Origin of the sequence: Bradyrhizobium sp. CCH5-F6, from assembly GCF_001556045.1 — a bacterium.
Taxonomy (GTDB): Bacteria; Pseudomonadota; Alphaproteobacteria; order Rhizobiales; family Xanthobacteraceae; genus Bradyrhizobium.
Window position 1 is genome coordinate 123,590 of the sequence record NZ_LSIC01000047.1, and the last position, 20,189, is coordinate 143,778.

General features: G+C 64.7%; 22 protein-coding genes. 9 read left to right on the plus strand and 13 right to left on the minus strand.

Annotation, left to right across the window (positions count from 1 at the left end; genetic code table 11):
• Positions 1-69: 69 nt before the first annotated feature.
• A complete protein-coding gene (locus tag AX729_RS07965; protein ID WP_061021761.1) occupies positions 70-318 on the minus strand; it encodes a hypothetical protein in 249 nt (82 codons plus the stop codon).
• Positions 319-517: 199 nt separating this feature from the next.
• Between AX729_RS07965 and AX729_RS07970 the strand changes: the two genes are divergently transcribed.
• Complete coding sequence (locus AX729_RS07970; RefSeq protein ID WP_061021764.1) at positions 518-982, plus strand: cupin domain-containing protein; 465 nt, start codon at positions 518-520, stop codon at positions 980-982.
• 5 nt (positions 983-987) lie between these two features.
• On the opposite strand, the gene AX729_RS07975 is transcribed toward AX729_RS07970, so the two are convergent.
• Positions 988-1,950, minus strand: coding sequence for an alpha/beta hydrolase (locus tag AX729_RS07975; protein ID WP_061021765.1), 963 nt, complete (start codon positions 1,948-1,950; stop codon positions 988-990).
• Between the two features lie 110 nt (positions 1,951-2,060).
• Between AX729_RS07975 and AX729_RS07980 the strand changes: the two genes are divergently transcribed.
• A complete protein-coding gene (locus tag AX729_RS07980; RefSeq protein WP_061021767.1) occupies positions 2,061-2,738 on the plus strand; it encodes a nitroreductase in 678 nt (225 codons plus the stop codon).
• Positions 2,739-3,100: 362 nt separating this feature from the next.
• On the opposite strand, the gene AX729_RS07990 is transcribed toward AX729_RS07980, so the two are convergent.
• From AX729_RS07990 to AX729_RS08000, 3 genes are read right to left on the minus strand one after another with little or no spacing between them, the layout of a single operon-like run.
• Entirely contained in the window at positions 3,101-4,213 is a 1,113-nt protein-coding gene (locus tag AX729_RS07990; RefSeq protein WP_061021770.1) for an HD-GYP domain-containing protein, read from the minus strand.
• A 59-nt stretch (positions 4,214-4,272) separates the two neighbouring features.
• Positions 4,273-4,602 carry a PilZ domain-containing protein gene (locus AX729_RS07995; RefSeq protein ID WP_061021772.1) on the minus strand — a complete coding sequence of 110 codons (330 nt, stop codon included), beginning with the start codon at positions 4,600-4,602 and terminating at the stop codon, positions 4,273-4,275.
• The gene (locus AX729_RS08000; RefSeq protein ID WP_061021775.1) at positions 4,599-5,708 is read right to left on the minus strand and encodes a DUF2336 domain-containing protein; all 1,110 of its coding nucleotides are present in this window, start codon (positions 5,706-5,708) and stop codon (positions 4,599-4,601) included. The genes AX729_RS07995 and AX729_RS08000 overlap by 4 nt, the downstream gene beginning before the upstream one ends.
• 291 nt (positions 5,709-5,999) lie before the next feature.
• Between AX729_RS08000 and AX729_RS08005 the strand changes: the two genes are divergently transcribed.
• Both AX729_RS08005 and AX729_RS08010 read left to right on the plus strand, forming a co-directional pair.
• Entirely contained in the window at positions 6,000-6,959 is a 960-nt protein-coding gene (locus tag AX729_RS08005; RefSeq protein WP_061021776.1) for an AraC family transcriptional regulator, read from the plus strand.
• 50 nt (positions 6,960-7,009) lie between these two features.
• Positions 7,010-7,600 (plus strand): NADPH-dependent FMN reductase, encoded by a 591-nt coding sequence (locus AX729_RS08010; protein ID WP_061021778.1) that lies wholly within the window; start codon positions 7,010-7,012, stop codon positions 7,598-7,600.
• An 88-nt stretch (positions 7,601-7,688) separates the two neighbouring features.
• On the opposite strand, the gene AX729_RS08015 is transcribed toward AX729_RS08010, so the two are convergent.
• Together AX729_RS08015 and AX729_RS08020 are read right to left on the minus strand one after the other, a co-directional pair.
• Complete coding sequence (locus AX729_RS08015; RefSeq protein ID WP_061021781.1) at positions 7,689-9,770, minus strand: methyl-accepting chemotaxis protein; 2,082 nt, start codon at positions 9,768-9,770, stop codon at positions 7,689-7,691.
• A gap of 96 nt (positions 9,771-9,866) precedes the next feature.
• Positions 9,867-10,307: a DUF1810 domain-containing protein gene (locus AX729_RS08020; RefSeq protein ID WP_061021783.1), complete on the minus strand. Its 441-nt coding sequence runs from the start codon at positions 10,305-10,307 to the stop codon at positions 9,867-9,869.
• A gap of 200 nt (positions 10,308-10,507) precedes the next feature.
• On the opposite strand from AX729_RS08020, the gene AX729_RS08025 reads away from it, so the two are divergent.
• From AX729_RS08025 to AX729_RS08040, 4 genes are all read left to right on the plus strand, one after another.
• The gene (locus tag AX729_RS08025; protein ID WP_061021884.1) at positions 10,508-11,458 is read left to right on the plus strand and encodes a DUF2778 domain-containing protein; all 951 of its coding nucleotides are present in this window, start codon (positions 10,508-10,510) and stop codon (positions 11,456-11,458) included.
• 66 nt (positions 11,459-11,524) lie between these two features.
• Positions 11,525-11,782 carry a hypothetical protein gene (locus AX729_RS08030; RefSeq protein WP_061021784.1) on the plus strand — a complete coding sequence of 86 codons (258 nt, stop codon included), beginning with the start codon at positions 11,525-11,527 and terminating at the stop codon, positions 11,780-11,782.
• Positions 11,783-11,885: 103 nt separating this feature from the next.
• Positions 11,886-12,389 carry an SMI1/KNR4 family protein gene (locus AX729_RS08035; RefSeq protein WP_061021787.1) on the plus strand — a complete coding sequence of 168 codons (504 nt, stop codon included), beginning with the start codon at positions 11,886-11,888 and terminating at the stop codon, positions 12,387-12,389.
• 207 nt (positions 12,390-12,596) lie between these two features.
• A complete protein-coding gene (locus AX729_RS08040) occupies positions 12,597-13,688 on the plus strand; it encodes a TRAP transporter substrate-binding protein (RefSeq protein ID WP_061021789.1) in 1,092 nt (363 codons plus the stop codon).
• Between the two features lie 172 nt (positions 13,689-13,860).
• Here AX729_RS08040 and AX729_RS08045 read toward each other — a convergent pair whose 3' ends face one another.
• The 6 genes from AX729_RS08045 to AX729_RS08070 all read right to left on the minus strand — a co-directional run bounded on the left by AX729_RS08045 (position 13,861) and on the right by AX729_RS08070 (position 19,061).
• On the minus strand, positions 13,861-14,643 hold the full coding sequence (locus AX729_RS08045; RefSeq protein WP_061021791.1) for an ABC transporter ATP-binding protein: 783 nt from the start codon (positions 14,641-14,643) through the stop codon (positions 13,861-13,863).
• Positions 14,631-15,686, minus strand: coding sequence for a dihydrodipicolinate synthase family protein (locus AX729_RS08050; RefSeq protein ID WP_061021793.1), 1,056 nt, complete (start codon positions 15,684-15,686; stop codon positions 14,631-14,633). Before AX729_RS08050 ends, AX729_RS08045 begins: the two co-directional genes overlap by 13 nt.
• A 6-nt stretch (positions 15,687-15,692) precedes the next feature.
• Positions 15,693-16,514 (minus strand): GNAT family N-acetyltransferase, encoded by an 822-nt coding sequence (locus AX729_RS08055; RefSeq protein WP_061021795.1) that lies wholly within the window; start codon positions 16,512-16,514, stop codon positions 15,693-15,695.
• On the minus strand, positions 16,501-17,538 hold the full coding sequence (locus AX729_RS08060) for an NAD-dependent epimerase/dehydratase family protein (protein WP_061021797.1): 1,038 nt from the start codon (positions 17,536-17,538) through the stop codon (positions 16,501-16,503). Before AX729_RS08060 ends, AX729_RS08055 begins: the two co-directional genes overlap by 14 nt.
• A 20-nt stretch (positions 17,539-17,558) precedes the next feature.
• Positions 17,559-18,329: an ABC transporter permease gene (locus AX729_RS08065; RefSeq protein WP_061021799.1), complete on the minus strand. Its 771-nt coding sequence runs from the start codon at positions 18,327-18,329 to the stop codon at positions 17,559-17,561.
• 84 nt (positions 18,330-18,413) lie between these two features.
• A complete protein-coding gene (locus AX729_RS08070) occupies positions 18,414-19,061 on the minus strand; it encodes a TetR/AcrR family transcriptional regulator (protein WP_061021801.1) in 648 nt (215 codons plus the stop codon).
• 100 nt (positions 19,062-19,161) lie between these two features.
• Here AX729_RS08070 and AX729_RS08075 point away from each other — a divergent pair, with 100 nt between their 5' ends.
• Positions 19,162-20,178: an ABC transporter substrate-binding protein gene (locus tag AX729_RS08075; RefSeq protein WP_061021803.1), complete on the plus strand. Its 1,017-nt coding sequence runs from the start codon at positions 19,162-19,164 to the stop codon at positions 20,176-20,178.
• Positions 20,179-20,189: the final 11 nt, after the last annotated feature.

Below are 20,189 nucleotides of genomic sequence, written 5' to 3' on the forward strand. Positions count from 1 at the left end.
TCTGCAGCGCACCGCTGAAGAGCGCTGCGCTGCGTCCGGGGCAGGAGAGTGCTCGAAGTCTGGCGCGCCTTACGCGCCGGTCTCGCACTTCTTCATGAAGCTGTTCTTGGCAGCGCCGGCGAGCGGCTTGCCATCGGCGCTGACCGCCTTGGGTGCGCAGGCGTCCGCCTTGCACTTCTTCAGGAACGAGGTCTTGGCGGCGCCGGCGAGCGGCTTGCCGTCCTTGCCGACGGCTTTGCTCTCGCAGGTTTCTTGTGCGAAGGCCGAGCCTGCTGCAAAGGCGGCAACGATCGCCGCGAGAAAAATCCGCTTCATCATGGGTATCTCCTAACCAGAAATGGCCGGGAGATTGGAACCGGGAATCATGGCGCAATCAAGCAGGATGAGCGGACGTCGCGCAGTCGCCATGCAGATTTTTCCAGCGCGGTCGGAGACCGTCCATCCTTGTTGCACTGCTCGCTGACCCGGCCGCGCGATCCTGCTAGCGTCAGACGGCCGAGATGGAGAGAGCATCATGATGGACGCCGTGATCCCGAAAGACCAGGCTACCGCCGATCAGCATTCTCACCTGGTTCGGCCCCAGGACATGGACTGGCAAAAGACTCGCTTTCCGGGCTGCGAGGCCAAGACGCTGTTGTTCGATCGCGGCACGGGCCTGATGACCGCCTTGATGCGCTTTGCGCCGGGATCGGTGCTGCCCGATCACGAGCATGTCGGCATCGAGCAGAGCTGGGTCATCGAAGGCGCGCTCGTCGACAAGGAGGGGCCGGCCAAGGGAATCGCCTGCAAGGCCGGCGAATTCATCTGGCGCGAGGCAGGCAGCCGTCACGCGGCGTGGTGCCCGGACGGGGCCTTGATCCTGGCGATCTTCCAGGTGCCGAACAAGTTCTTCGAGGCCGACGGCCGCGTCGTCGACGCCGCCGGCCAGGATTGGGACGAGACCTGGGGACACACCGGCGCGCAGCGGGCGCGCCGAAACTAGCAGCCTCAGACTCCCCGCATGAGCAACGCCTTGAAGTCGGCCCGCGCGCGCTGTGCTTCGGCGCGGGCGACGTCCGAGGCATCGCCCATGCCGAAATAGCCGTGGATCAGGCCGGGGCCCTCATGGTGCTTGACACGGACGCCGGCAGCCTCCAGCGCCCGCGCATAGGCTGCGCCCTCGTCGCGCAAGGGATCGAACCAGGCGGTGGTCACGATCGCGGGCGCGACGCCTGACAGTGAGGCGGCCCGCAACGGCGAGACGCGCCAGTCGGTCGCGTCAGCGGGATCGGCGAGATAGTGGCCGCAGAACCATTCCATCGTGGCGCGCGTGAGGAAGTAGCCGTCGGCATTCTCCGCCCGCGAGGGATAGCGCGCGTTCTCGCGCGCGTCCGCGTAGCTGCCGAGAACGTCGGTCACGGGATAGACCAGCATTTGCCCGGCGAGCTTGATGCCGGCATCGCGGCAGGCGATCGCCGTGGTCGCCGCGAGATTGCCCCCGGCGCTGTCGCCGGCAACGCCGAGGCGCGTCGCATCGCCGCCAAATTCCGCGACGCGGTTGAAGACGTCGCCGACCGCTGAGAAGGCGTCCTCGAAGGCGCCGGGAAAGCGCGTCTCGGGCGGGCGGCGATAGTCGACGGAGACCACGACAGCGCCGGTCTCGATCGCGAGGTTGCGCGCCTGCCGGTCGTGGGTTTCGAGATCGCCGGCGACCCAGCCGCCGCCGTGGAAGAAAACCACGGTCGGTGCCGGCGTGGTACCGACCCGGTAGACGCGCGCATCGAGCGGGCCGGCGCCGCCATTCACCTTGATGTCCTGCACGGTATCGACAGGCGGGGGCGGTATGGCCGCGCGCGAGGCAGCCAGTGCGCGCAAGGAATCGCGGGCGCTCTGTGGCGTCATGACCGTGGGATCTCGCATCGGCATCAGCGGAATGATCTGGGCGATGACGGGATCGAGCGGCGCGGCCATGGCGGGTCCTCCGGGAGTCTTGGTCTTGCTTGCGGGCTAACATAGATTTTGCGCGCGACGTCGGCAACCGGCGCCGCAACGCCGGACGAACGGGCAGGGAGGTTCAAGAGGTGGAATTCGAAACGCTGGTCCAGTCGCGCCGCAGTGTGCGCGGCTTCAGGAAGGAGCCGGTGCCGCGCGCGGTGATCGAGGCGATCATCGAGAGCGCCAAGCGTGCGCCGTCGTCGATGAACACCCAGCCCTGGCATGTCCACGTGCTCACAGGTCATCCGCTGGAGGAGGTGCGCCGCCGCAACATGGAGGAGATGATCGGCGGCGCCAAGGTCAAGCGCGACATCGTCAGCCATGGCGAGTATCAGGGCGTGCATCGCACGCGGCAGGTCGACATCGCCAAGAAGCTGTTCGGCGCGATGGGCATTGCGCGCGACGACAAGCCGATGCGCCAGGACTGGGTGCTGCGCGGCTTCCGCCAGTTCGACGCTCCGGTCTCGCTGGTCCTGACCTACGACCGCGTGCTCGATCCCGGCGCGGTCTGCCATTTCGATCTCGGTGCGCTCTGCTACGGCATCGTGCTCGCGGCCTGGGACCGCGGTCTCGGCTCGGTGATCAACGGGCAGGGCATCATGCGTTCCGACATCGTGCGCGAGGTCGCCAGGATTCCGGAGGACGAGGTCATCATGACCTGTGTCGCGATGGGTTATCCCGACGACAACTTTGCCGCGAACGCCGTTCGCTCGGACCGCGAGCACAACGACGAGTTCGTCCGCTACGTGGGTTTTGCCGATTAGCGCGACGAAGAGGAGATTATTCTCCGACGGAAATTTTTGGTGCGGAGCCTAAGCGAGCTCTTGCAATCTCCAAGGTGCGGGAGGAACAATATCCGGACTAAGAGGTTTGTTGCTGGCGCGAGGGATTTGACATGCGGCGGCTGGCTAGCCTGGTTCGGCGGTTCTTCGGTCCGCGAATGCGGCACAGGATCGATGATGATCCGAGTCTTCCGTTCACACCCGACGAGTTCGGCCGGCTCATTCGCAGTGGCCGGCACGAGGACATGAAGCTGCTGGCCGATGGGCTGGCCTGCCGGTCCATCCGGCGCCGCGCCAGCCATCGCGCTACTCATTAGGTCGCGTTCGGGAACGGTCTGCCGTGCTCAACGCGTGAGCGCGACCTGCTTGAACGAGTGGACCAGCGCCTTTTCCAGCTTGCCATTCATCGCGCACAGAACGTTATAGGCCTCCGCGCGCGGCATGGTCGGCTTGTAGTGCCGGTGCTCGATCAGCGCCGCGAAGATGTCCGAGATCGTCAGAATCCGTACGATGTCGCCAATGCTCTCGGCGCAGAGCGCATCGGGATAGCCGCTCCCGTCGAGGTACTCGTGATGATGGCGAACGGCATCGAGTATCTCCGGCGAGATCCCGTCATGCCCCTTGAGAAACTCGTAGCCGGCGGTCGGATGCGTTTCGATCAGCGCGCGTTCGGCGTCATCGAGGCGGCCCGGCTTGTCGAGGATGGCGAGCGGAATCTGTGCCTTGCCGATGTCGTGGAACATGGCAGCCGAGTAGAGGCGTTCGAGGTCGGCCCTGCCGACGCCGAGGCTCAGTCCGAAGTCGATGGCAACGCCGGTCACGAGCAGGCAATGCTGATAGGTTCCTTCGTGATGGCGCCGCACCGTCATGAGCCACTCCGTCAGGCCATGCTGGGTGATGCGATCGGCGATCTGGCGACCGGCTTCCTTGGTGCCGTCGACGTCGAGCGGCTGGCCCAGCGTCACGGCCGTGAACATCGAAGCGATCGCCGTCGCCGCGGTCTCGACGGCGTTATCCGATTGCAGTGCGTCGCCTGACGAAGCAGAAACCGCGTCGGCCGGGTCGATCAGCGCCGCCAGTAGTCTGCTCCGGCCGACGGTGCTGGGAAGGACCAGCGTCGCCCCGAGCGCGTAGGCCTGCGAGATGCAGACGTGCGAGGTGTGCTCGAGCAGGAAGATCCGCTTGGCGGCCTTGGCCAGCTTGCCCGCACGCTTCTTGATGGCGGCGATATTATCGACGTCCCGCAGCTCCGCGCGGATGACGATGGCAGCCGGCGTCTGCGACAGCCTGGAATCGGCATCGAGCCGCTCGCCTGAAATGGTGAACTTCTCTTCGAGAATCGAGCAGACACCTGAGAGCTTGTCGGACGTGTCGGCAAGCACATGAAGGAAGGGACGAGCCGGTGCTTGGTCTCGGATGCCGCCGCCATTGACGGATCTGGTTCGCGCGTGCTGCACGGTCTGACCTGGTGTTTGCGACTGTAGGGATGCCGAAACGAAGGAACGAACGTTCGGATCTACTTGCTCTGAACCGCGTTCTGCGCAGGCCCTGGTGTGGTTGCGGGTTTCTTCTTGCCGTCAGCGGTAACGAAATGGATGCCGGCCGTCGTGCCGTCGATCCAGACCAGTTCGCAGCGCCGGTAGGCGAGGCCGGTCGACGACAGCAGCATGAAGAACTCCTTGGCCTGGAGCACGTCGAGCGTGCCCTCGACCTCGATCTTGGCGCCGCTTTGCGATACGTCCAGCAGGACGCAACTGCGCCGCCATGTCCCGTCCGAACCCATGAGATTGACCGGCTGCCTGTGGTCCATTTTTACGCGCGCGGCTTTGCGACCGTCGAACTTCATCGGCTGACCCCCATTTTAACGCCGCGATTTCCCCGACTGTTCCCCTCGGCATTCGCGGCTATTTCCCCCCAACGCACCGTCCACTGGCTGGTCGACAGGAGCAGCGTCTCGAAAATGTGCTGCGCACGTTCGCGTTCGGCGAAGGAAAGCCTCTTGCCGCCGCGGTTGCTCAGGATGGCCAGCGTGGTCTGCCAGTTCAGCCGCGAGGCGCGGCAAGCCATGACGAGGCCCTCGCAATCGTCGTCGGTCATGACGTGCTCGACGATCCCGATGGGAGCCCCCGAAAGCACCGATAGCGCGGTAAAGAGGTTGGCGGCCTCGCCGCGGATGGCGAAGCGGTTCACCGTGGAATCGTTGAGCTTGCCGATGCGGTTGAGCGCGACGATCTCAGGCCGCGCGCTTGCATAGGCGGCCGCGCAGGGCAGCTTGGGGACGATTGGCGCGGCCGTCGCGGCTTCAAGCGAGGCGGTGGCCTTCGGCGTCGTGTCGGACCTCGGAGCCGCCGAGTTCGACAGCAACTCCCGCATGACCCTGTCGGGCGTGTCCGGCCTGAGCGCCAGCGCCTTGATGAGTTCGTCATCCGTCACGCACTTCTCAACGAGCGCGACGTAAGCGGCATCGGAGAAGCGTGCTTCCGCATTGCCGATCAAGGCAACACATACGTTGCGAGCGCCGCTCTTGATCAGCGTCTCGACCACCGTCGGATCGACAGGCGCGCGATTGGCGATCGCACATTGCTGCCGTTCGCCGCTCGCGGCCGCAATCGACTCGAGATCGGCAGTCGACAATGACGGCGACCTGAGCAGGACAGGACACGCCACCTCCGGATCGCGGTGAGAGGCGAGGCGTCGCAAGGTCTGCGGCGGAGCCACCTCGAGCTCCGCGAGCGCCGTGCTGAGATCAATCAGCGCGCTGGTTTCAACCCGCTCCGTCAATCGCAGCAGAACGCCGTCGGTGACATTGGCGAGCAATTGCTGAGGCCGGTCGCGGCTGCTGGTGAGTAGCTGCGAAATGCCGGAGAGGATGCGAGTACAGCGGTCGGGCGGACACGTTGCGACCGCGTCTTCCAACTCGATCAAAATATCAGCAGGCGAATTTGCCATCATGGCGGAGCCTGAAAATGAAATAATTTCCACGATTAAACCTCGGTCATTGCGCCTCAAAGGAGTTAATTCTCATTTTAAATGCGGAAGGTTCGGTATTGAGGCACCGCCACCTGGGCCGGAAACGCTATCGAAATTCGGCGAGACGGACGTCGCCGCCTATTCTTCAATTGGACCCTTCGCCAATTGATCAAAACACGCTAAGATTGATATCTTTCGGGTTTGCGGAAAAACCCGTAGGCCGGCAGCGCGGCCGGACGCAAGGTTAAGCGCGACGCTGCGTTTCTTATTTCCATGAACAACATTGATGATGTGTCCAGGTTGGCACTCAGGACATTTCGCTTTTCAGATGCCGACGAATTCCGAAGCGCCATACGCGGGCTGAATTTCGAGTTCACGCCTTTCGTACGGAGGATTTCGGCTGAGACTTCGGCTGAGCAGACGATCCTGTCGCTACCGGGCTGCGATGTGAATTTGACACGCGCGTTTCCTCGGGTTGTCGATGCGCAACTCGTCGAAAATTGCACGGCCATCGGCTTCACGATGGACGCTCTCGACGTCCCCATTCGCTTCAATGGCTCGCAAGGTGCGCGACCAGCCGTGGTCATTGGCAGTGGCGGCGCGGCCTACACCATCATCGAGGAGGTGCAGCGGCAAATCGCCTCGGTGGTTTTCAGGCCGGAGGTGTGGGGGCGTGGCTGGCCGCCGACACTCTCGAACTTCAAGATATTCGAGATCTCCGCGGCAAGCTTGCACCGGCTGCGCAGCGTGGTTCGTGAAGTGCTGGCCGCGGCGTCCGAGCCGGTCGAGTCACCGGGGCTTTCCTTGGACGGCGCGGCGATGAAGGAGTCCCTGCTCGCAGCCGTCGACGACGCCTTTGAAAGCGTCGTTTCGTCCCGCTGGACCCTGCGCCCCAACGACGGACGGAGTTTCAAGACATTCCAGGACGTCCGCGCACTGCTCTCTGACGACCTGTCGCAGCCGATTTACAGCGATGAGATCGCGCGCAAGCTCGGGCTGTCCGTCCGCACCATGAACGACGTGGTCCGCCGCTATCGGGGCATGAGCCTGCACCGTTATTTGCGCCTGCGCCGGCTGTGGCTGGTGCGCCGACGGCTTCTTGCCGGGGCCGATAGCGTCAAGGCGGTCGCGCTGGCGTTCGGCTTCTGGCATCTCAGCGATTTCTCCAGGAGCTATCGCGAACAGTTCGGCGAGACGCCGTCGCAAACGCTCGACCGCGGTCGCCGACGATAGGCCGACGAATCGAGTAGGGCCGGCCGCCGGTTTTGTGTTACCGTCCGGCCATGAGCAACCGCATTCTCGTCCTTTACGGTTCCTACCGTTCCGACCGCATGGGCATCCGCCTTGCGAATTTCGTCATCAATCGCCTGCGCGGCCGCGGCGAGGACGTCGAATTCATCGACGCCAAGGCGATCGGCCTGCCGATGCTCGACCGCATGTACAAGGAACATCCCAAAGGCGCAGCGCCCGAGGCGCTGGAGAAGCTTGCCGGGCAGATCCGCGGCGCCGACGGCTTCGTTTTCGTCACCGGCGAGTACAATTGGGGCATCCAGCCCGGCCTGAAGAATCTCACCGACCATTTCCTCGAAGAGTGGTTCTGGCGCCCGGCCGCGATCGTCAGCTATTCCGCCGGCCGGCTGTCCGGCGCTCGCGCGGCTACGGCCTGGCACGGCACGCTGTCGGAGATGGGCATGGTGGTGGTGTCGAGCACCATCGGCGTCGGCCCGATCGCGCAGACGCTGTCGGAGGATGGCGAGCCGATCGGCGATGGCGGCAAGGCCCTGGAGCGCTCGTTCCCGCGCTTTGCCGACGATCTCGCCTGGTGGATCGAAGCCGCCAAGGCGCAGCGGGCGCGCAAGGCGCCGCCCTACTAAAGCGCGATGCGCCTAGGATGAATCGTCATCGCGCTTGTTCAAGCATGATCTTTTCGGAAAACCGCTGCGCACTTTTCCGGATCATGCTTTAAGCGGCCCTGACTTCGCCGAGGAAGCGGTCGAACTGCCCGGCGAGATCGCGCGATTGCGTCGAGAGCTGTTCGGCGGCGCCCAGCACCTCCCTTGCGGCGGTGCCCGTGTCGTCGGCGGCGCGCTGCACGCCGGAGATGTTGGTGTTGACCTCCTGGGTGCCGCGGGCGGCCTCCTGGACGCTGCGCGCGATCTCCTTGGTCGCGGAGCCCTGTTCCTCGATCGCGGCGGCGATGGCGGCGCCGATCTGGTCGATCTCGGCGATGACGTCGGCGACGTTGCGGATCGCGGCCACGGTCTCGTCGCTCGCGGTCTGGATCGCCGTGATCTGCTCGGAGATCTCGGTGGTGGCCTTGGCGGTCTGGCCGGCCAGCGACTTCACCTCGGACGCGACCACGGCAAAGCCGCGGCCGGCATCGCCGGCACGGGCAGCCTCGATCGTTGCGTTCAGGGCGAGCAGGTTGGTCTGCTCGGCGATGCTCTGGATCAGCGTGACGACGTCGCCGATCTTCTGCGCGCCCTCGGCGAGCGCACGCGCGGTGTCGCCGGTGCGGCGGGCATTGTCGACGGCGCGGGCCGCGATCTCGGTGGATTGGGCGACCTGACGGCCGATCTCGGCGATCGAGGAGGTCAGCTCTTCGGTGGCGCTGGCGACGGTCTGCACGTTGGTCGAGGTCTGTTCGGAGGCGGCGGCCACCACCGCGGCCTGGCTGTTGGTCTGTGCCGCGGTCGACGTCATCGACTTCGCCGTGCTCTCCATCGTCGCGGAGGCCCGCGAGAGGCCACCGACCAGCTCGGTGACCTTGGCCTCGAAGGCGCGGGTGAGATCGTCGAGCGCCTGCGCGCGGCGCATCTTGCCGTCATTCTCGGCCTGCTTCTCTGCGGCAAGCCGGTCGGCCCGGATCATGTTGTCCTTGAAGACCTGAACCGCTGCGGCCATCGCCCCGATCTCGTCGGAGCGCTCGGCGCCGGGGATCTCGTCGGCAAGGTCACCGTCGGCCAGGCGCGACATCCGGCTCGTCAGGCTGACGATCGGGGCGCAGACGCGGCGACGGACCGTCACGACCAGGCCGACGCTCGCGATCAGCACGGCGACGAGGCCGAGCAGTGCGATGGTGAAGCTGGTGCGAGCGGCCGAGGAGGCTCCGGCGAGGATTTGCTCGGCGTTGTCGTAGAAGGCGTCGCGGACTTCGATGATGGTGCCAAGGCCGCGCTGGGTCGCGGCGTAGTAGGTGTCCATGTCGTGTTCGTACTTGCCGCTGACCGCGCCGTCCTTCACCAGCTTGAGCTCGCGGCCGAACTCCTCGACATAGATCGAATTGAACTTCTCCAGCGCCGCGGCGACGTTCGCCGGAGTTGCCGGATTGCCGCGTAGTTCCTGCAGCGACATCACGATCTGGTCGTTGCGCCCTTGCGAGCGAGCAATATCCGCCTTCTCGGCGTCGGTCGCCGGTTTCTTGCCGCCGACGAGATTCTTGTGCAGGCTGGAATTGAATCCGCCAACGTCGCGCAGCGTCATGGCGATGTTGGCGTAGCTGGCCTGCCGATAGGCGTCGCCGTTCAGGATCGCCATGCGGCGGACCTGCTCGTTGAGCAGTGCGGTCACGCCGCCGTTGAGCACGGCGTTCTCGGCGACGATCTTCTTGGCCGCGTCCTTGCGCGCCTCCGCCGGGCCCGCGAGCGCCTTGTCGATGGCCTCCCGCAGCGCAGTGAATTTCGTATTGATGCCGTCGATGTTGCTGCCGATGGTGGTGCCGTCGTCAAACGAACCGGGCAGCTCCTTGCGCAGCGCATTCATCCTGTCGCGGGCGCCGTCGGTCTGCTTGCGCAATTTCTCCTGCTCGGCGAGCAGGGCCGGGTCGATCGTGGCGGGGCCGTAGAGGATGTTGGTGGAGAAGCCTCGCTCGGGGTTGAGATAGCGCGGGATGTCGCTGACGGCGCGAACGATCGCCAGGCGGCCTTGCGCCTCGCTGATCCGCTCCATCGTCTGGTACTTGGTCACGGCGACGTAGACGGCGAGGCCGCCGCCGACGGTCGAGAGCGAGACGATGGCGCTGGTCAGGAGCGTACCGATTTTCATGATCTGTCCGGCAATGAGCGTGCGACGAGAATTCAATTTGCACGGACAATAGATACCCCGTGTTAATCTCGGGTTTACGCTCCCTGGCGGGCGGATTCAGCCGGATGCGCGGTCGAGCTTCGCCAGAATCTGCAGCGTGGCGGCGTCTGGTACGCCCGCGAAATATCGGGCGATGGCCCGATCGAAGACGGGCTGATCGGACACCGCGCCGAACAGCGTCATCGACGAGCGGAATTTCGCGTCGTCCGGTGCGCCGAGGATCGCGTTGATGGTCCGGCCCTCGACCGCGAGCACGCGCCTCGTGCAGTCGATCAGGCGTTTCCCGAGGATGGGGTGGGCGAGGTAGGCCTCGGCCTCGGCGCGGGAGCGAAGGGCGTAGCGCTGCGACATGGCGCTGAAGCCGAGGCCTGCCACCTGCGGGAAGATGAACCACATCCAGTGAGTCTGCTTCCGGCCCCGGGCCAGCTCGTCCTGGACGTCGCGATAGACCGGGTCCTGGGCCTGAACAAAGCGCTCCAGATCGAAAGGATCGGTCATTGGATACCTCAGGCTACCTTGCCGGACCCTCCTCGGCCGCGATTATGCCTAACTTTTGGCTCCCAATGTGGTAGCTGGTATAGAATCTTCGGGTGGGGGTGGGCTCCCCCGGGGGTCGATTTGGGGATCTGATGGTTTCCGACGCAGCACATGCCGAGAGGCTGTTGTCGCGCCGCCGTGTCGGGCGAGCCGAAGCGATTCTGTTGTCTTTGGCCGCGATCGCACTCGCGGTCGGTGCTGCCGCATGGGTCACGGAAATGGGCGATTCGACCCCGCTCGTCTCCGCCGCGTTGCCGCCGGCCAATTCCCCGTCGTTTGAAGACCGCTTCGCTTCGGTCTCCGGCAATCCGCCCGCCCGCGAGCTCGGCCTGCGGACGCTGGAGCGCTCCACCGTGAATGCGGTCCAGCTCAAGCTGCGGGACGCCAAGGCGATGCTCGCCCAGAAGCTCCAGGGCGACGATTGGCGTTCGATGCTGACCGATGACGACCGGTCCGCGGCCGAGGAGGCAAGGCCCTCGCAGCGGGCCGACGCCGTTCCGATACCGCGCTCGCGTCCAGTCCAGGCCGATCTGGCCTCCCAGATCGCATCCAGCCAAGCCTATGCCGATACCGGCACCAGGACCGACAACCGTAATTTCTTCGAAAAATTCACGGACAAGATCAAGCTGGCCTCGCTGACGCCGGATAGCGGGCTGTTCACAAAGGCGCCGGATCTTGCCGCCCTCGGCTACGATTCGCGGACGGCGGTCTATGACATCTCGGCCAAGGCCGTTTATCTGCCCAGCGGCGTGACGCTGGAAGCCCATTCCGGCCTGGGCCCGCTGATGGACAACCCCGACCACGTCGACCGCCGCATGGTCGGCGCGACGCCGCCGGCGATCTACGATCTGAAGCCGCGCGAAAAGCCGTTCCACGGCGTCCGCGCCTTGCGCATGACGCCGGTCGAAGGGACAAGCGCGCTCGGCCGCGTCGGTCTGCTCACGCACAATTACCTGCTCGGGCCGCGGGGCGATTCGAACGGCTGCGTCTCGATCAAGGATTATGATCGGTTCCTCAAGGCCTACGACAATGGCGAGTTCAACCGCCTGGTGGTGGTGCCGAGCCTGCGCGGGGCGGCGACCGCATCGCAGCGCGCGAGCACCGATTCCTGATATTGGCCTGCCTCGGCGGGGCTGCCGTTTCCCCTTCGTTAAGTCGTCCTCGTCCAGAAGCAGCCCATGAGTGATCCATCCAGCTCCGAGACCCCGCTGCGCACGACGTTCAAGATCAAGCTGAACGGAGACACGCTGGCGATTGCGACCGTCGGCCAGGCCTATCAATTCCTGACCAATTTCAAGTCGGTCGAATGGATGGAATTCCGCTCCCTGCATGAGGACGCGGTCGCGGCCCTGGAGGGCGCTGCCGACAACGCCATGCTCGCGGTGCAGGCAACCAACGCCGTGCGCGCGCTGTTCGTGAGTGCCAAGCTGCTCTGAGCAGCCGGCTCTTCGTATCCCGTTCCCAATCCTTACTGCTCGAACCCGTATCGAGGCCGCTACGACGAAGGCATTGCGCGCTTTCGCGGCGAGGAGAGGGCCTTTGGACATTGCAGAATTCATCTCGGGCGTTGATCGCACCGGCACGAAGCAACCGACTGAAGCTGCGCTCAAGGCCGTCGAGACATCGATCGGCTGTCGCTTGCCGGACGATTATCGCCGCTTCCTGCTGGCCTGCGCCGGCGGCTACTACCAGGGTTCGGCCGAATTCAACTGGCCTGAAGGGCATTGGGCCGGTGCGGTGCAGGAGGTGCTGGGATTGCGGCGCGACGTCTGCTCGCTGGTCCGGACGCGCAAGACACCACAATGGCCGACCGTCGACGAGCTCCTGTGGATCATGAGCGATCACGGCGGCAACCCGATCTGCATGACGATCGACGAGATGCACTTCGGCAAGATCTGGTTCATCGATCACGAGGTCGCCCGATACGACGAGTCCTGGACGCTCACTGAAGCGATGTCGGACCAATGGGGCTATGTGCTGCCGCTCGCGCCGACTTTCGCTGATTTCATGGCCGGACTGTACGAGCAGGCCGAGGCCGCGTAAGCAATTGCAACGGGCGCGGTCGATCTTCCTCCGTGACGCCTGAGGAGTTGACGGCAAACTCTTGGTTCGGTGCGCTGTTTCGGCCGCCGACGGCCGCGGCACCATGCGCTCTCACCGCTTGAACTCTGCCTCAGGAACGGGCAAACGGTCCGCGAAGACCGTGGCCCAAATCATCCATTTGAAGTCTTGCTTTAGGGAGACCCCATCATGAAACGCCGTACATTCCTCAAGGGCGGCGCCGTCGCCGGCGCTGCCTCGCTGGTTGCCGCACCTGCAATCGCGCAGAGCGCGCCCGAGATCAAATGGCGCCTGACCTCGAGCTTTCCGAAATCGCTCGACACCATCTACGGCACGGCGCAGACCTTCGCGAAATACGTCGCCGAAGCCACCGACAACAAATTCCAGATTCAGACCTTCGCGGCGGGCGAGCTCGTGCCCGGCCTTCAGGCGCTCGATGCGGTCAGCACCGCATCGGTGGAGATGGCGCAGACGCCGCTCTATTTCTACATCGGGAAGGAGCCGGCGCTGACCTATGCGACCGGCGCGCCGTTCGGCATGAACCACCGCCATCAAGAATCCTGGTGGCATTTCGGCGGCGGCGCCGATCTCACCAATGAGGCGCTCAAGCCCTTCAAGGCGCACGCCATCCTCTGCGGCAATTCCGGCACCCAGATGGGCGGCTGGTTCCGCAAGGAGATCAAGACCGTCGACGACCTCAAGGGTCTCAAATTCCGCATCGCCGGCATGGGCGGCCACGTGCTTGCAAAGCTCGGGGTCGTCCCGCAGCAGATCGCGGGTGGCGATATTTATCCGGCGCTGGAGAAGGGCACGATCGACGCCGTCGAGTTCGTCGGTCCCTATGACGACGAGAAGCTCGGCTTCTACAAGGTCGCCAAGTATTATTACTTCCCCGGCTGGTGGGAAGGGGGCGCCATGCTGCACATGATCGTCAACGACGAGAAGTGGAATTCGCTGCCCAAGCAATATCAGGCGATCGTCAACCAGGCGGGCTCGGCGGCCGGCGCGTGGATGGTCGAGAAATACGACAGCGTGAACCCGGCCGCGCTGAAGCGGCTGATCGCGAACGGCACCGAGCTGAAGGCGTTCCCGCAGCCGGTGCTGGAGGCCTGCTACAACGCGACCCAGGACCACCTGAACGAGCTGGCAGCCAAGAGCGACCTGTTCAAGCGCACCAAGGAGAGCCACGACGCGTATATGAAGGAGCTCTTGTTCTACACGCAGATCGCGGAGAATTTCTACGACAACTATCTGCTGAGCAAGATGCGCAACAAGACCTGACGTGAGGGGCGCGGTGACAACGCCGCGCACCGTCATTCCGGGGCGCGCCTCTTGGCGCGAGCCCGGAATCCATTTCACCGCGTGTTTTGCTGCCCGATGGATTCTCAGATGCGCAATTGCGCATCATAGTTCGCGACTTCGTCGCGCCCCGGAATGACAGCGGACCGGCTGTTTATGCCGTCCCTAACCCCAGCTTCGCGTAGATGCGCCGCGCATAGGCGCCGAATGCGTCCGTCGTCTTCAGCGGCAGGTCGCGCGGGAAGGGCAGGTCGATCGCGAAATAGTCGGCCATCTTCGCTGGGCCCGCCGTCAGCACCGCGCAATGCGAGGACAGGAAGACGGCTTCCTGGATCGAATGCGTGACGAAGATGATGGTCTTGCCGCTCTCACGCCAGATCCGCAGCATCTCCAGATTCATCTGCTCGCGCGTCAGCGCATCCAGCGCGCCGAACGGCTCGTCCATCAGGATCAGCTTGGGATCGTGGATGAAGGCGCGCGCGATCGCGGTGCGCTGCTGCATGCCGCCGGACAGCTGCTGCGGATATTTCTGCTCGTAACCGGTGAGCCCGACGAGCTTGAGCAGATCGCGCGCCCGCTCGCGTGCGGCCTTCATCGGCAGCCCGACGATCTCGGCCGGCAGCAGCACGTTGTCCAGGATGGTCCGCCATTTCAGGAGCAGGGCCTGCTGGAACACCATGCCGATGTCGCGGCTCGGATCGAACGGGCTCTCGGCATTGCCGATCGTTACGGTGCCGCCGTCGGCGCCATGGAGGCCGGCCAGGATCTTCATCACCGTCGTCTTGCCGCAGCCGGACGGGCCGACCAGCGAGACGAGCTCACCTTCCTGCACGTCCATGGTGACGTCGGACACCGCGAGAAACTCGGCGCCGCCGGAGCGGTAGACCTTTCGGACGCCTTGCAGACGGATGAAGGGATCCGAGTTCATGCCAGCCATTTGTCCAGGTTCGCAGCGACAAAGGCATCGTCGCTGAGGTCGGCGTGCTCGCGGCAGACACGATCGATCTCGTCCTTCTGGCCGGGGCTGAGGCCCTCGTTCGGATCGAGACACCACAGACCTTTCATCAGACCCTGGCGCCGCAGCACCTCGTGGCAGCCGGCGATGCAGCCGTGAAAATTGTTGGCGACGTCGAAGAACGCGCTGTTGCAGTCGGTGACGCGGGCATCGAGCGCGAGCAGGTCGGCGGGCACGCTGTCCTTGTGCCGCGCGGCCTTGCAGCGCTCGAACTGCTTGATGGCGCTCGCGGTCCACACCGACCAATGGCCCAGCAGGCCGCCCTTAAAGTAAGTCCGAGTCGTGACCCCATTGTCGCGCAGGTCGAACGGCAGCATCAGGTCGAGCAGGATGTGGTCGTCATTGCCGGTGTAGAGCGCGACGCGGTCGAGCGCGCCGGCGGCTGCCACGCCGCGGAGCACATCCAGCGTGCGATAGCGGTTGAACGGCGCGATCTTGATCGCGATGACATTGTCGATCGAGGCGAAGCGTTGCCAGAACCGGCTGGACAGGATGACGCCGCCGACGGCGGGTTGAAGGTAGAACCCGACCAGCGGAATTTCGGCGGCAATGGATGTGCAATGCGCGATGATCTCGTCCTCGGAGGCGCCCTTCATCGCGGCGAGGCTGAGCAGGCCTGCATGGTAACCGATGTCGCGCGCGGTACGGGCCTCGGCGATTGCCTGCGAGGTCGGTCCGGCGAGGCCCGCGACCAGCGCCAGCGGGCGCTTGGTCCAGCTTGCGGCCGTCTCGGCGGCGAGCTCGAGCACGGGACGATACAGGCCGACGTCGCGGATCGCGAATTGCGTCGTGTGAACGCCGACGGCAAGACCGCCCGAGCCGGCATCGATGTAATAGCGCGTCAGCGCACGCTGATGCGTCTTGTCGAGCTGGCGCTCGGCGGTGAGGGCGAGGGGATGCGCCGGCAGCACGGTGCCGTCGGCGATCAGCTTGCGGACGTCACTGTTGATCTGGCTGTGATGCATGATGTCCTATCCGAATTCGGGGCCGGCGACGGCGAATGGCATTTCTTCGGCCGTGGTGGTGGCTGGGCCGAACCGCATGCGCTGGAATGGCCGCTCGATGGTCCAGCCAGATTCGATCAAGCCGTTCAGGAACGGGCCTTGCGACGCAACGGCGTCGAGCAGGAGAGGACGGGTCTCGGATCGCGCAACCGCGTGGACCAGAGCCAATGCTTCGGCAGCATGATCGGCAAACAAGGGGCCGATATGGCGCGCGGTTCTGCCGTCGCGGACCAGCGCGATGGCGCCATTGGCCGCGACGATGCGCGAGCCGGAGCGCTGTGCGAAGGCGGAGAGCAGGGCAGTCCGGTCAAAACCTGTGGCGCGCAGATCGCGGGCGCGAAGTGCATCGAGTGTTGCATCCGACAGCGCCGGTGCGGGGACCTGTTCGGACTTCACCAGCTTGAGCCGGCGCAATTGGAGGATCGCCACGAAGCCGAGCGGTCCATAGACTGCGGCACCATCGGGCGTCGCGTCGAGCCAGCTGGTCAGGCCGCGCTCCCTCGCCGCTTCCAGGCAGGCATCGACGAGCTGCGTGGCAAGACCGCGGCGGCGGTGGCTTTCCGTCACCAGCACCATGCTGATCCACGCATTGTTGCCGGAATAGGGCAGCAGGGCCGCAGTTGCGACGAGCCGTGCGCCGTCGCGGATGCCGAACACGACCCCTTCACGCAAGAAGAAGCGCCAGTCCTCGATCGTCTGGTTCCAGTGCGCTTCGGTCGAGAGCACAAGGCCCGCGTCTGCGTCCTCGACGCCGAGCCGGTCGATGCGCGGACCGTCAGTAGCGGCCATCGCGCACCTCGTATTTGGTGGGCTTGCCGAGGCTCGGCATGGCGCGAGATACCCAATCCGCGGTCCAGGCGATCAGTTGGTCGGTATCAACGACGGGCAGGCCGAACAGTTCAACCGCCTTCGACGTGTCGGTCAGCCACGCTGTCGGCTCTTCCTGGCCCGTCAGAACCGGTGCGCGGCCGAACCTTGCGCCGAACTTCGCCGCGAGATCGCGCACGGCCAAAATCTCGTGGCCGCTGACGTTGATCGGCGAGGTCGGTGCCGTGCAATGGGCGAGACAGCGCAGCGCCTGCGCGGACGCATCGCCCTGCCAGATGAAATTGACATGGCCGAGGCTGACGTCGATCGGTGTGCCCGTGAGCACCTTCGTCGCGATGTCGTGCAGCACGCCGTAGCGCATGTCGATCGCGTAATTGAGGCGGAACAGGCGGCCCGGCGTTCCGAACTTGCGCGAGAAATATTCGAACATGCGCTCGCGGCCGACGCAGGACTGGGCGTATTCGCCGGGCGGATTCGGCGACATGTCCTCGGTCGAACCTTTGCCGTCGACCGGCACGAACGGATAGATGCAGCCGGTGGAGAACGCCACGATGCGGGACGAAGGGAAAGCCTGTGCCACAAGCGCCGGCACATGCGCGTTCATCGCCCAGGTCAGCGACAGATCGCCCTCGGCGCCGAACTTGCGGCCGGCCATGAAGACGATGTTGGGCGCTTTCGGCAGGGCCTGGATCGCGCGCTCGTCCATCAGGTCGCAATTGATCGTCTCGACGCCACGCGCCTGCAGCCATGCCTTCACGCCGGGTTCGCTGAAGCGCGCAACGCCGATGACGCGGCGATCCGGCGCGGCGGCTTTCGCGAGTCCCGCCAGCGTCGGCCCCATCTTGCCGGCGACACCGAGGATCATGATGTCGCCCTCGATTTTCTTGAGGTCATCGATCAGGGCCTGCGTCGGCCGGCACAGGAGATCGTCGAGTGCCGCGATGTCAGGGATGGTCTTCGGCAGCGTCTGGCGGGTGAGCAGCATGGATTCGTTGTCCTTGGTCTTCAGGTCTGCCTGGCGTCGCCGACCACGAACATGCGTTCGAGCGCGAGCACCAGGCCGTAGAGAGCGACCCCGAGCAATGTCAGCAGCACGACGGCCATCACCATCGCAGGCGTGTCGAGCGAGGACTGCACCTGGATCATGAGGTAGCCGAGCCCGCGCTCGGAGGCGATGAACTCGCCGACGATGGCGCCGGCGACCGCGAGGATGGCGCCGACCTTCATCCCGGAGAAGATGTAGGGCAGCGATCCCGGTAGCTGGATCTTGCGGAACAGCGTCCAGCGCGATCCGCGCAGCGATTTCACGAGGTCGAGCAGGTCCGGTTCGACTTCCCGGAGGCCCCGCGCGGTCGTGAGCAGGATCGGAAAGAAGCAGATGCTGAAGGCGATCAGGATGTTCGGCACGATGCCGTAGGAGAACCAGACGATGAAGAGCGGGCCGAGCGCGACCTTCGGGATCATGTTCAGCGTGACGAACAGCGGCAACAGCACGAGGCTGAGCAGCGGTGCCCAGCTGAAGATCACGGCAAGCGCCACGCCGACGAAGGCGCCGAGCGCAAAGCCGCCGAGGATCTCGACCGCCGTCACCAGCGTGTTGGCGCCCCAGGCATAGCCTGTGGTTCCCAATGTCTGAATTGTCGCAAGCGGCGAGGGCAGGATGAATTTCGGCACCTGGAAGGCGTCGACCGCGACCTGCCACAGCACGAGCACGACGAGGTGCACGATCAGGATGATCGCAAAGCTGCGCCAGCTGCGTGCCCCGTCTCCTGCCACCGATTGCTCCCTGTTGCCGGCAGCTACCCTGCCACAGGCCGCAAGCCTAACCGGCCTTGCGGAAACTTTCAACCAGTTGGTTGATTAGGGCCGGAGCGACTGCAGCACCAGATCTGCGACGTGGCGCCGGCGGGCGCGCCGCTGGGCCCGGCTCGACAGGTCCTTGCCGAAGATCGCCGACAACGTCGGCGTGTTGGAGAAGAAGAAATAGCTGAGGCCGGCAATCGAGATGTAGAGCTGGACCGGATCGATCCCCTTGCGGAATACGCCGGAACGGACCCCCTCGCTGAGGATGTGGGAGACGCTCGTGACCAGCGGGGAGTGCATTGCCTCCAGCCGGGTCGAACCGCGGACATGACGGGCGCCGCCGCGGTTCTCGTCGTTCAGAAGCACGATGAAATCGGGGTTCGCCGCGAGATGGTCGAACGAAGCTTCGATCAGCTTGCGGATCGCCTTTTCCGGCGGCAGGCCTTCGAGATTGAGCCTGCGCTCCTGCTCGCGGATGTCCTCGTAGACCCATTCGAGCACGGCGAGGTAGAGGGCGTCCTTGTCGCCGAAGTAATGATAGACGAGCTGCTTGTTGACGCCGGCGCGATCCGCAATCTCGTCGACGCGGGCGCCCGCAAAGCCGTGCCGGGCGAATTCCTGGCGCGCCGCGGTCAGCAGCTTCTTGCGGGTCGCGACGGGGTCGCGGCGCTGCGGCACGGTGTCGCCAGATCGTTTTGCGGGCATTTCCAACCAAACAGTTGACAAGTTGAGAGCAGGCTTGTTGCATTGGTATCCTCACATCGGGAGAGCGACAAGCCGGGTCGCGGCAATGAGGAGAGGTGCGATGAAGCGTTTGCATGCGGCGGGCTCTGCCCTGGTGTTGGCCCTGATGCTCGGTGTACCGGCGGTGCCCGCGCGCGCGGGCGAGGCGGTCAATCTGATCCTGAACTGGACGCCGACGGCCGACCACTCGCCGTATTACTACGCCAAGGCGCAAGGCTGGTACGAGAAGGCGGGCATCGACCTCACCATCGAGACCGGCAAGGGCTCCGGCGTCTCCGCCGCCAAGGTCGGCTCCGGTGGCTCGCCCTTCGGCGTTGCCGATCTCGCCACCATGCTGGTCGCCAAGAGCAAGGGCGCCGACACGGTTGCGGTGATGAGCGTCTATGCCAATACAGGCCAGACCTTCTATTGGCTGAAAAGCTACGGCGTGAACGGGGTGAAGGATTTCGCGGGCCACAAGATCGGCAATCCGCCCGGCGATGCCTCGCGCGTGATGTGGCCGGCCTTCGCCAAGGCGGCGGGGCTAGCGCCGGACTCCGTCGGTTTCGTCAATGTCGGGCCGACCGCGAAGATTGCGGCGCTGAAGAGCCATACGGTGGATATCATCAGCGACTTCTACAACGAGCACGACCTCAAGGTGATCGAGTTCGGTGGCGATCTCGGCTACGTCAACTGGAAGGACATCGGGCTCAATCCTTACGGCAATTCGCTGATCGTCAACGGCGCTTACTTGCAGAAGAATCCGAAGGTCGTCGAAGACTTCGTGCGCGTCACGCAGAAGGCCTTCGCCGCCTGCGTCGCCGACGCCGCGCCGTGCCTGAAGGCGCTGCTCGACCAGGTCTCCGGTCTCGACAGGGAGAACCAGGAGCGCCAGTGGGAGCGTATCAAATTCCTGATGACGGACGAGTTCACGACCACCAAGGCGCTCGGCTGGATCGACGGCGAGCGGATGAAGAAGGACTACGAGCTCGTCCATACCTATCTCGGAATGGAGAAGCCGTTCGACGTGACGACGGCGTTCACGACGAAGATGCTGGATCCGAGCATCAAGATGGATGCGAGCAAGGTGAAGAAGTAGGGGGCTAAGCG

Excerpts from the sequence above, each read along its gene's own strand:
- AX729_RS08000 (WP_061021775.1), bottom strand. The coding sequence starts at position 5,708 with ATGATGGCAAATTCGCCTGCTGATATTTTGATCGAGTTGGAAGACGCG.
- AX729_RS07995 (WP_061021772.1), bottom strand. The coding sequence starts at position 4,602 with ATGAAGTTCGACGGTCGCAAAGCCGCGCGCGTAAAAATGGACCACAGG.
- AX729_RS07970 (WP_061021764.1), top strand. The coding sequence starts at position 518 with ATGGACGCCGTGATCCCGAAAGACCAGGCTACCGCCGATCAGCATTCT.
- AX729_RS07975 (WP_061021765.1), bottom strand. The coding sequence starts at position 1,950 with ATGGCCGCGCCGCTCGATCCCGTCATCGCCCAGATCATTCCGCTGATG.
- AX729_RS08070 (WP_061021801.1), bottom strand. The coding sequence starts at position 19,061 with ATGCCCGCAAAACGATCTGGCGACACCGTGCCGCAGCGCCGCGACCCC.
- AX729_RS08060 (WP_061021797.1), bottom strand. The coding sequence starts at position 17,538 with ATGCTGCTCACCCGCCAGACGCTGCCGAAGACCATCCCTGACATCGCG.
- AX729_RS07965 (WP_061021761.1), bottom strand. The coding sequence starts at position 318 with ATGATGAAGCGGATTTTTCTCGCGGCGATCGTTGCCGCCTTTGCAGCA.
- AX729_RS08005 (WP_061021776.1), top strand. The coding sequence starts at position 6,000 with ATGAACAACATTGATGATGTGTCCAGGTTGGCACTCAGGACATTTCGC.
- AX729_RS08040 (WP_061021789.1), top strand. The coding sequence starts at position 12,597 with ATGAAACGCCGTACATTCCTCAAGGGCGGCGCCGTCGCCGGCGCTGCC.
- AX729_RS08055 (WP_061021795.1), bottom strand. The coding sequence starts at position 16,514 with ATGGCCGCTACTGACGGTCCGCGCATCGACCGGCTCGGCGTCGAGGAC.
- AX729_RS08020 (WP_061021783.1), bottom strand. The coding sequence starts at position 10,307 with ATGACCGATCCTTTCGATCTGGAGCGCTTTGTTCAGGCCCAGGACCCG.
- AX729_RS08015 (WP_061021781.1), bottom strand. The coding sequence starts at position 9,770 with ATGAAAATCGGTACGCTCCTGACCAGCGCCATCGTCTCGCTCTCGACC.
- AX729_RS08050 (WP_061021793.1), bottom strand. The coding sequence starts at position 15,686 with ATGCATCACAGCCAGATCAACAGTGACGTCCGCAAGCTGATCGCCGAC.
- AX729_RS08045 (WP_061021791.1), bottom strand. The coding sequence starts at position 14,643 with ATGGCTGGCATGAACTCGGATCCCTTCATCCGTCTGCAAGGCGTCCGA.
- AX729_RS08075 (WP_061021803.1), top strand. The coding sequence starts at position 19,162 with ATGAAGCGTTTGCATGCGGCGGGCTCTGCCCTGGTGTTGGCCCTGATG.
- AX729_RS08030 (WP_061021784.1), top strand. The coding sequence starts at position 11,525 with ATGAGTGATCCATCCAGCTCCGAGACCCCGCTGCGCACGACGTTCAAG.
- AX729_RS08010 (WP_061021778.1), top strand. The coding sequence starts at position 7,010 with ATGAGCAACCGCATTCTCGTCCTTTACGGTTCCTACCGTTCCGACCGC.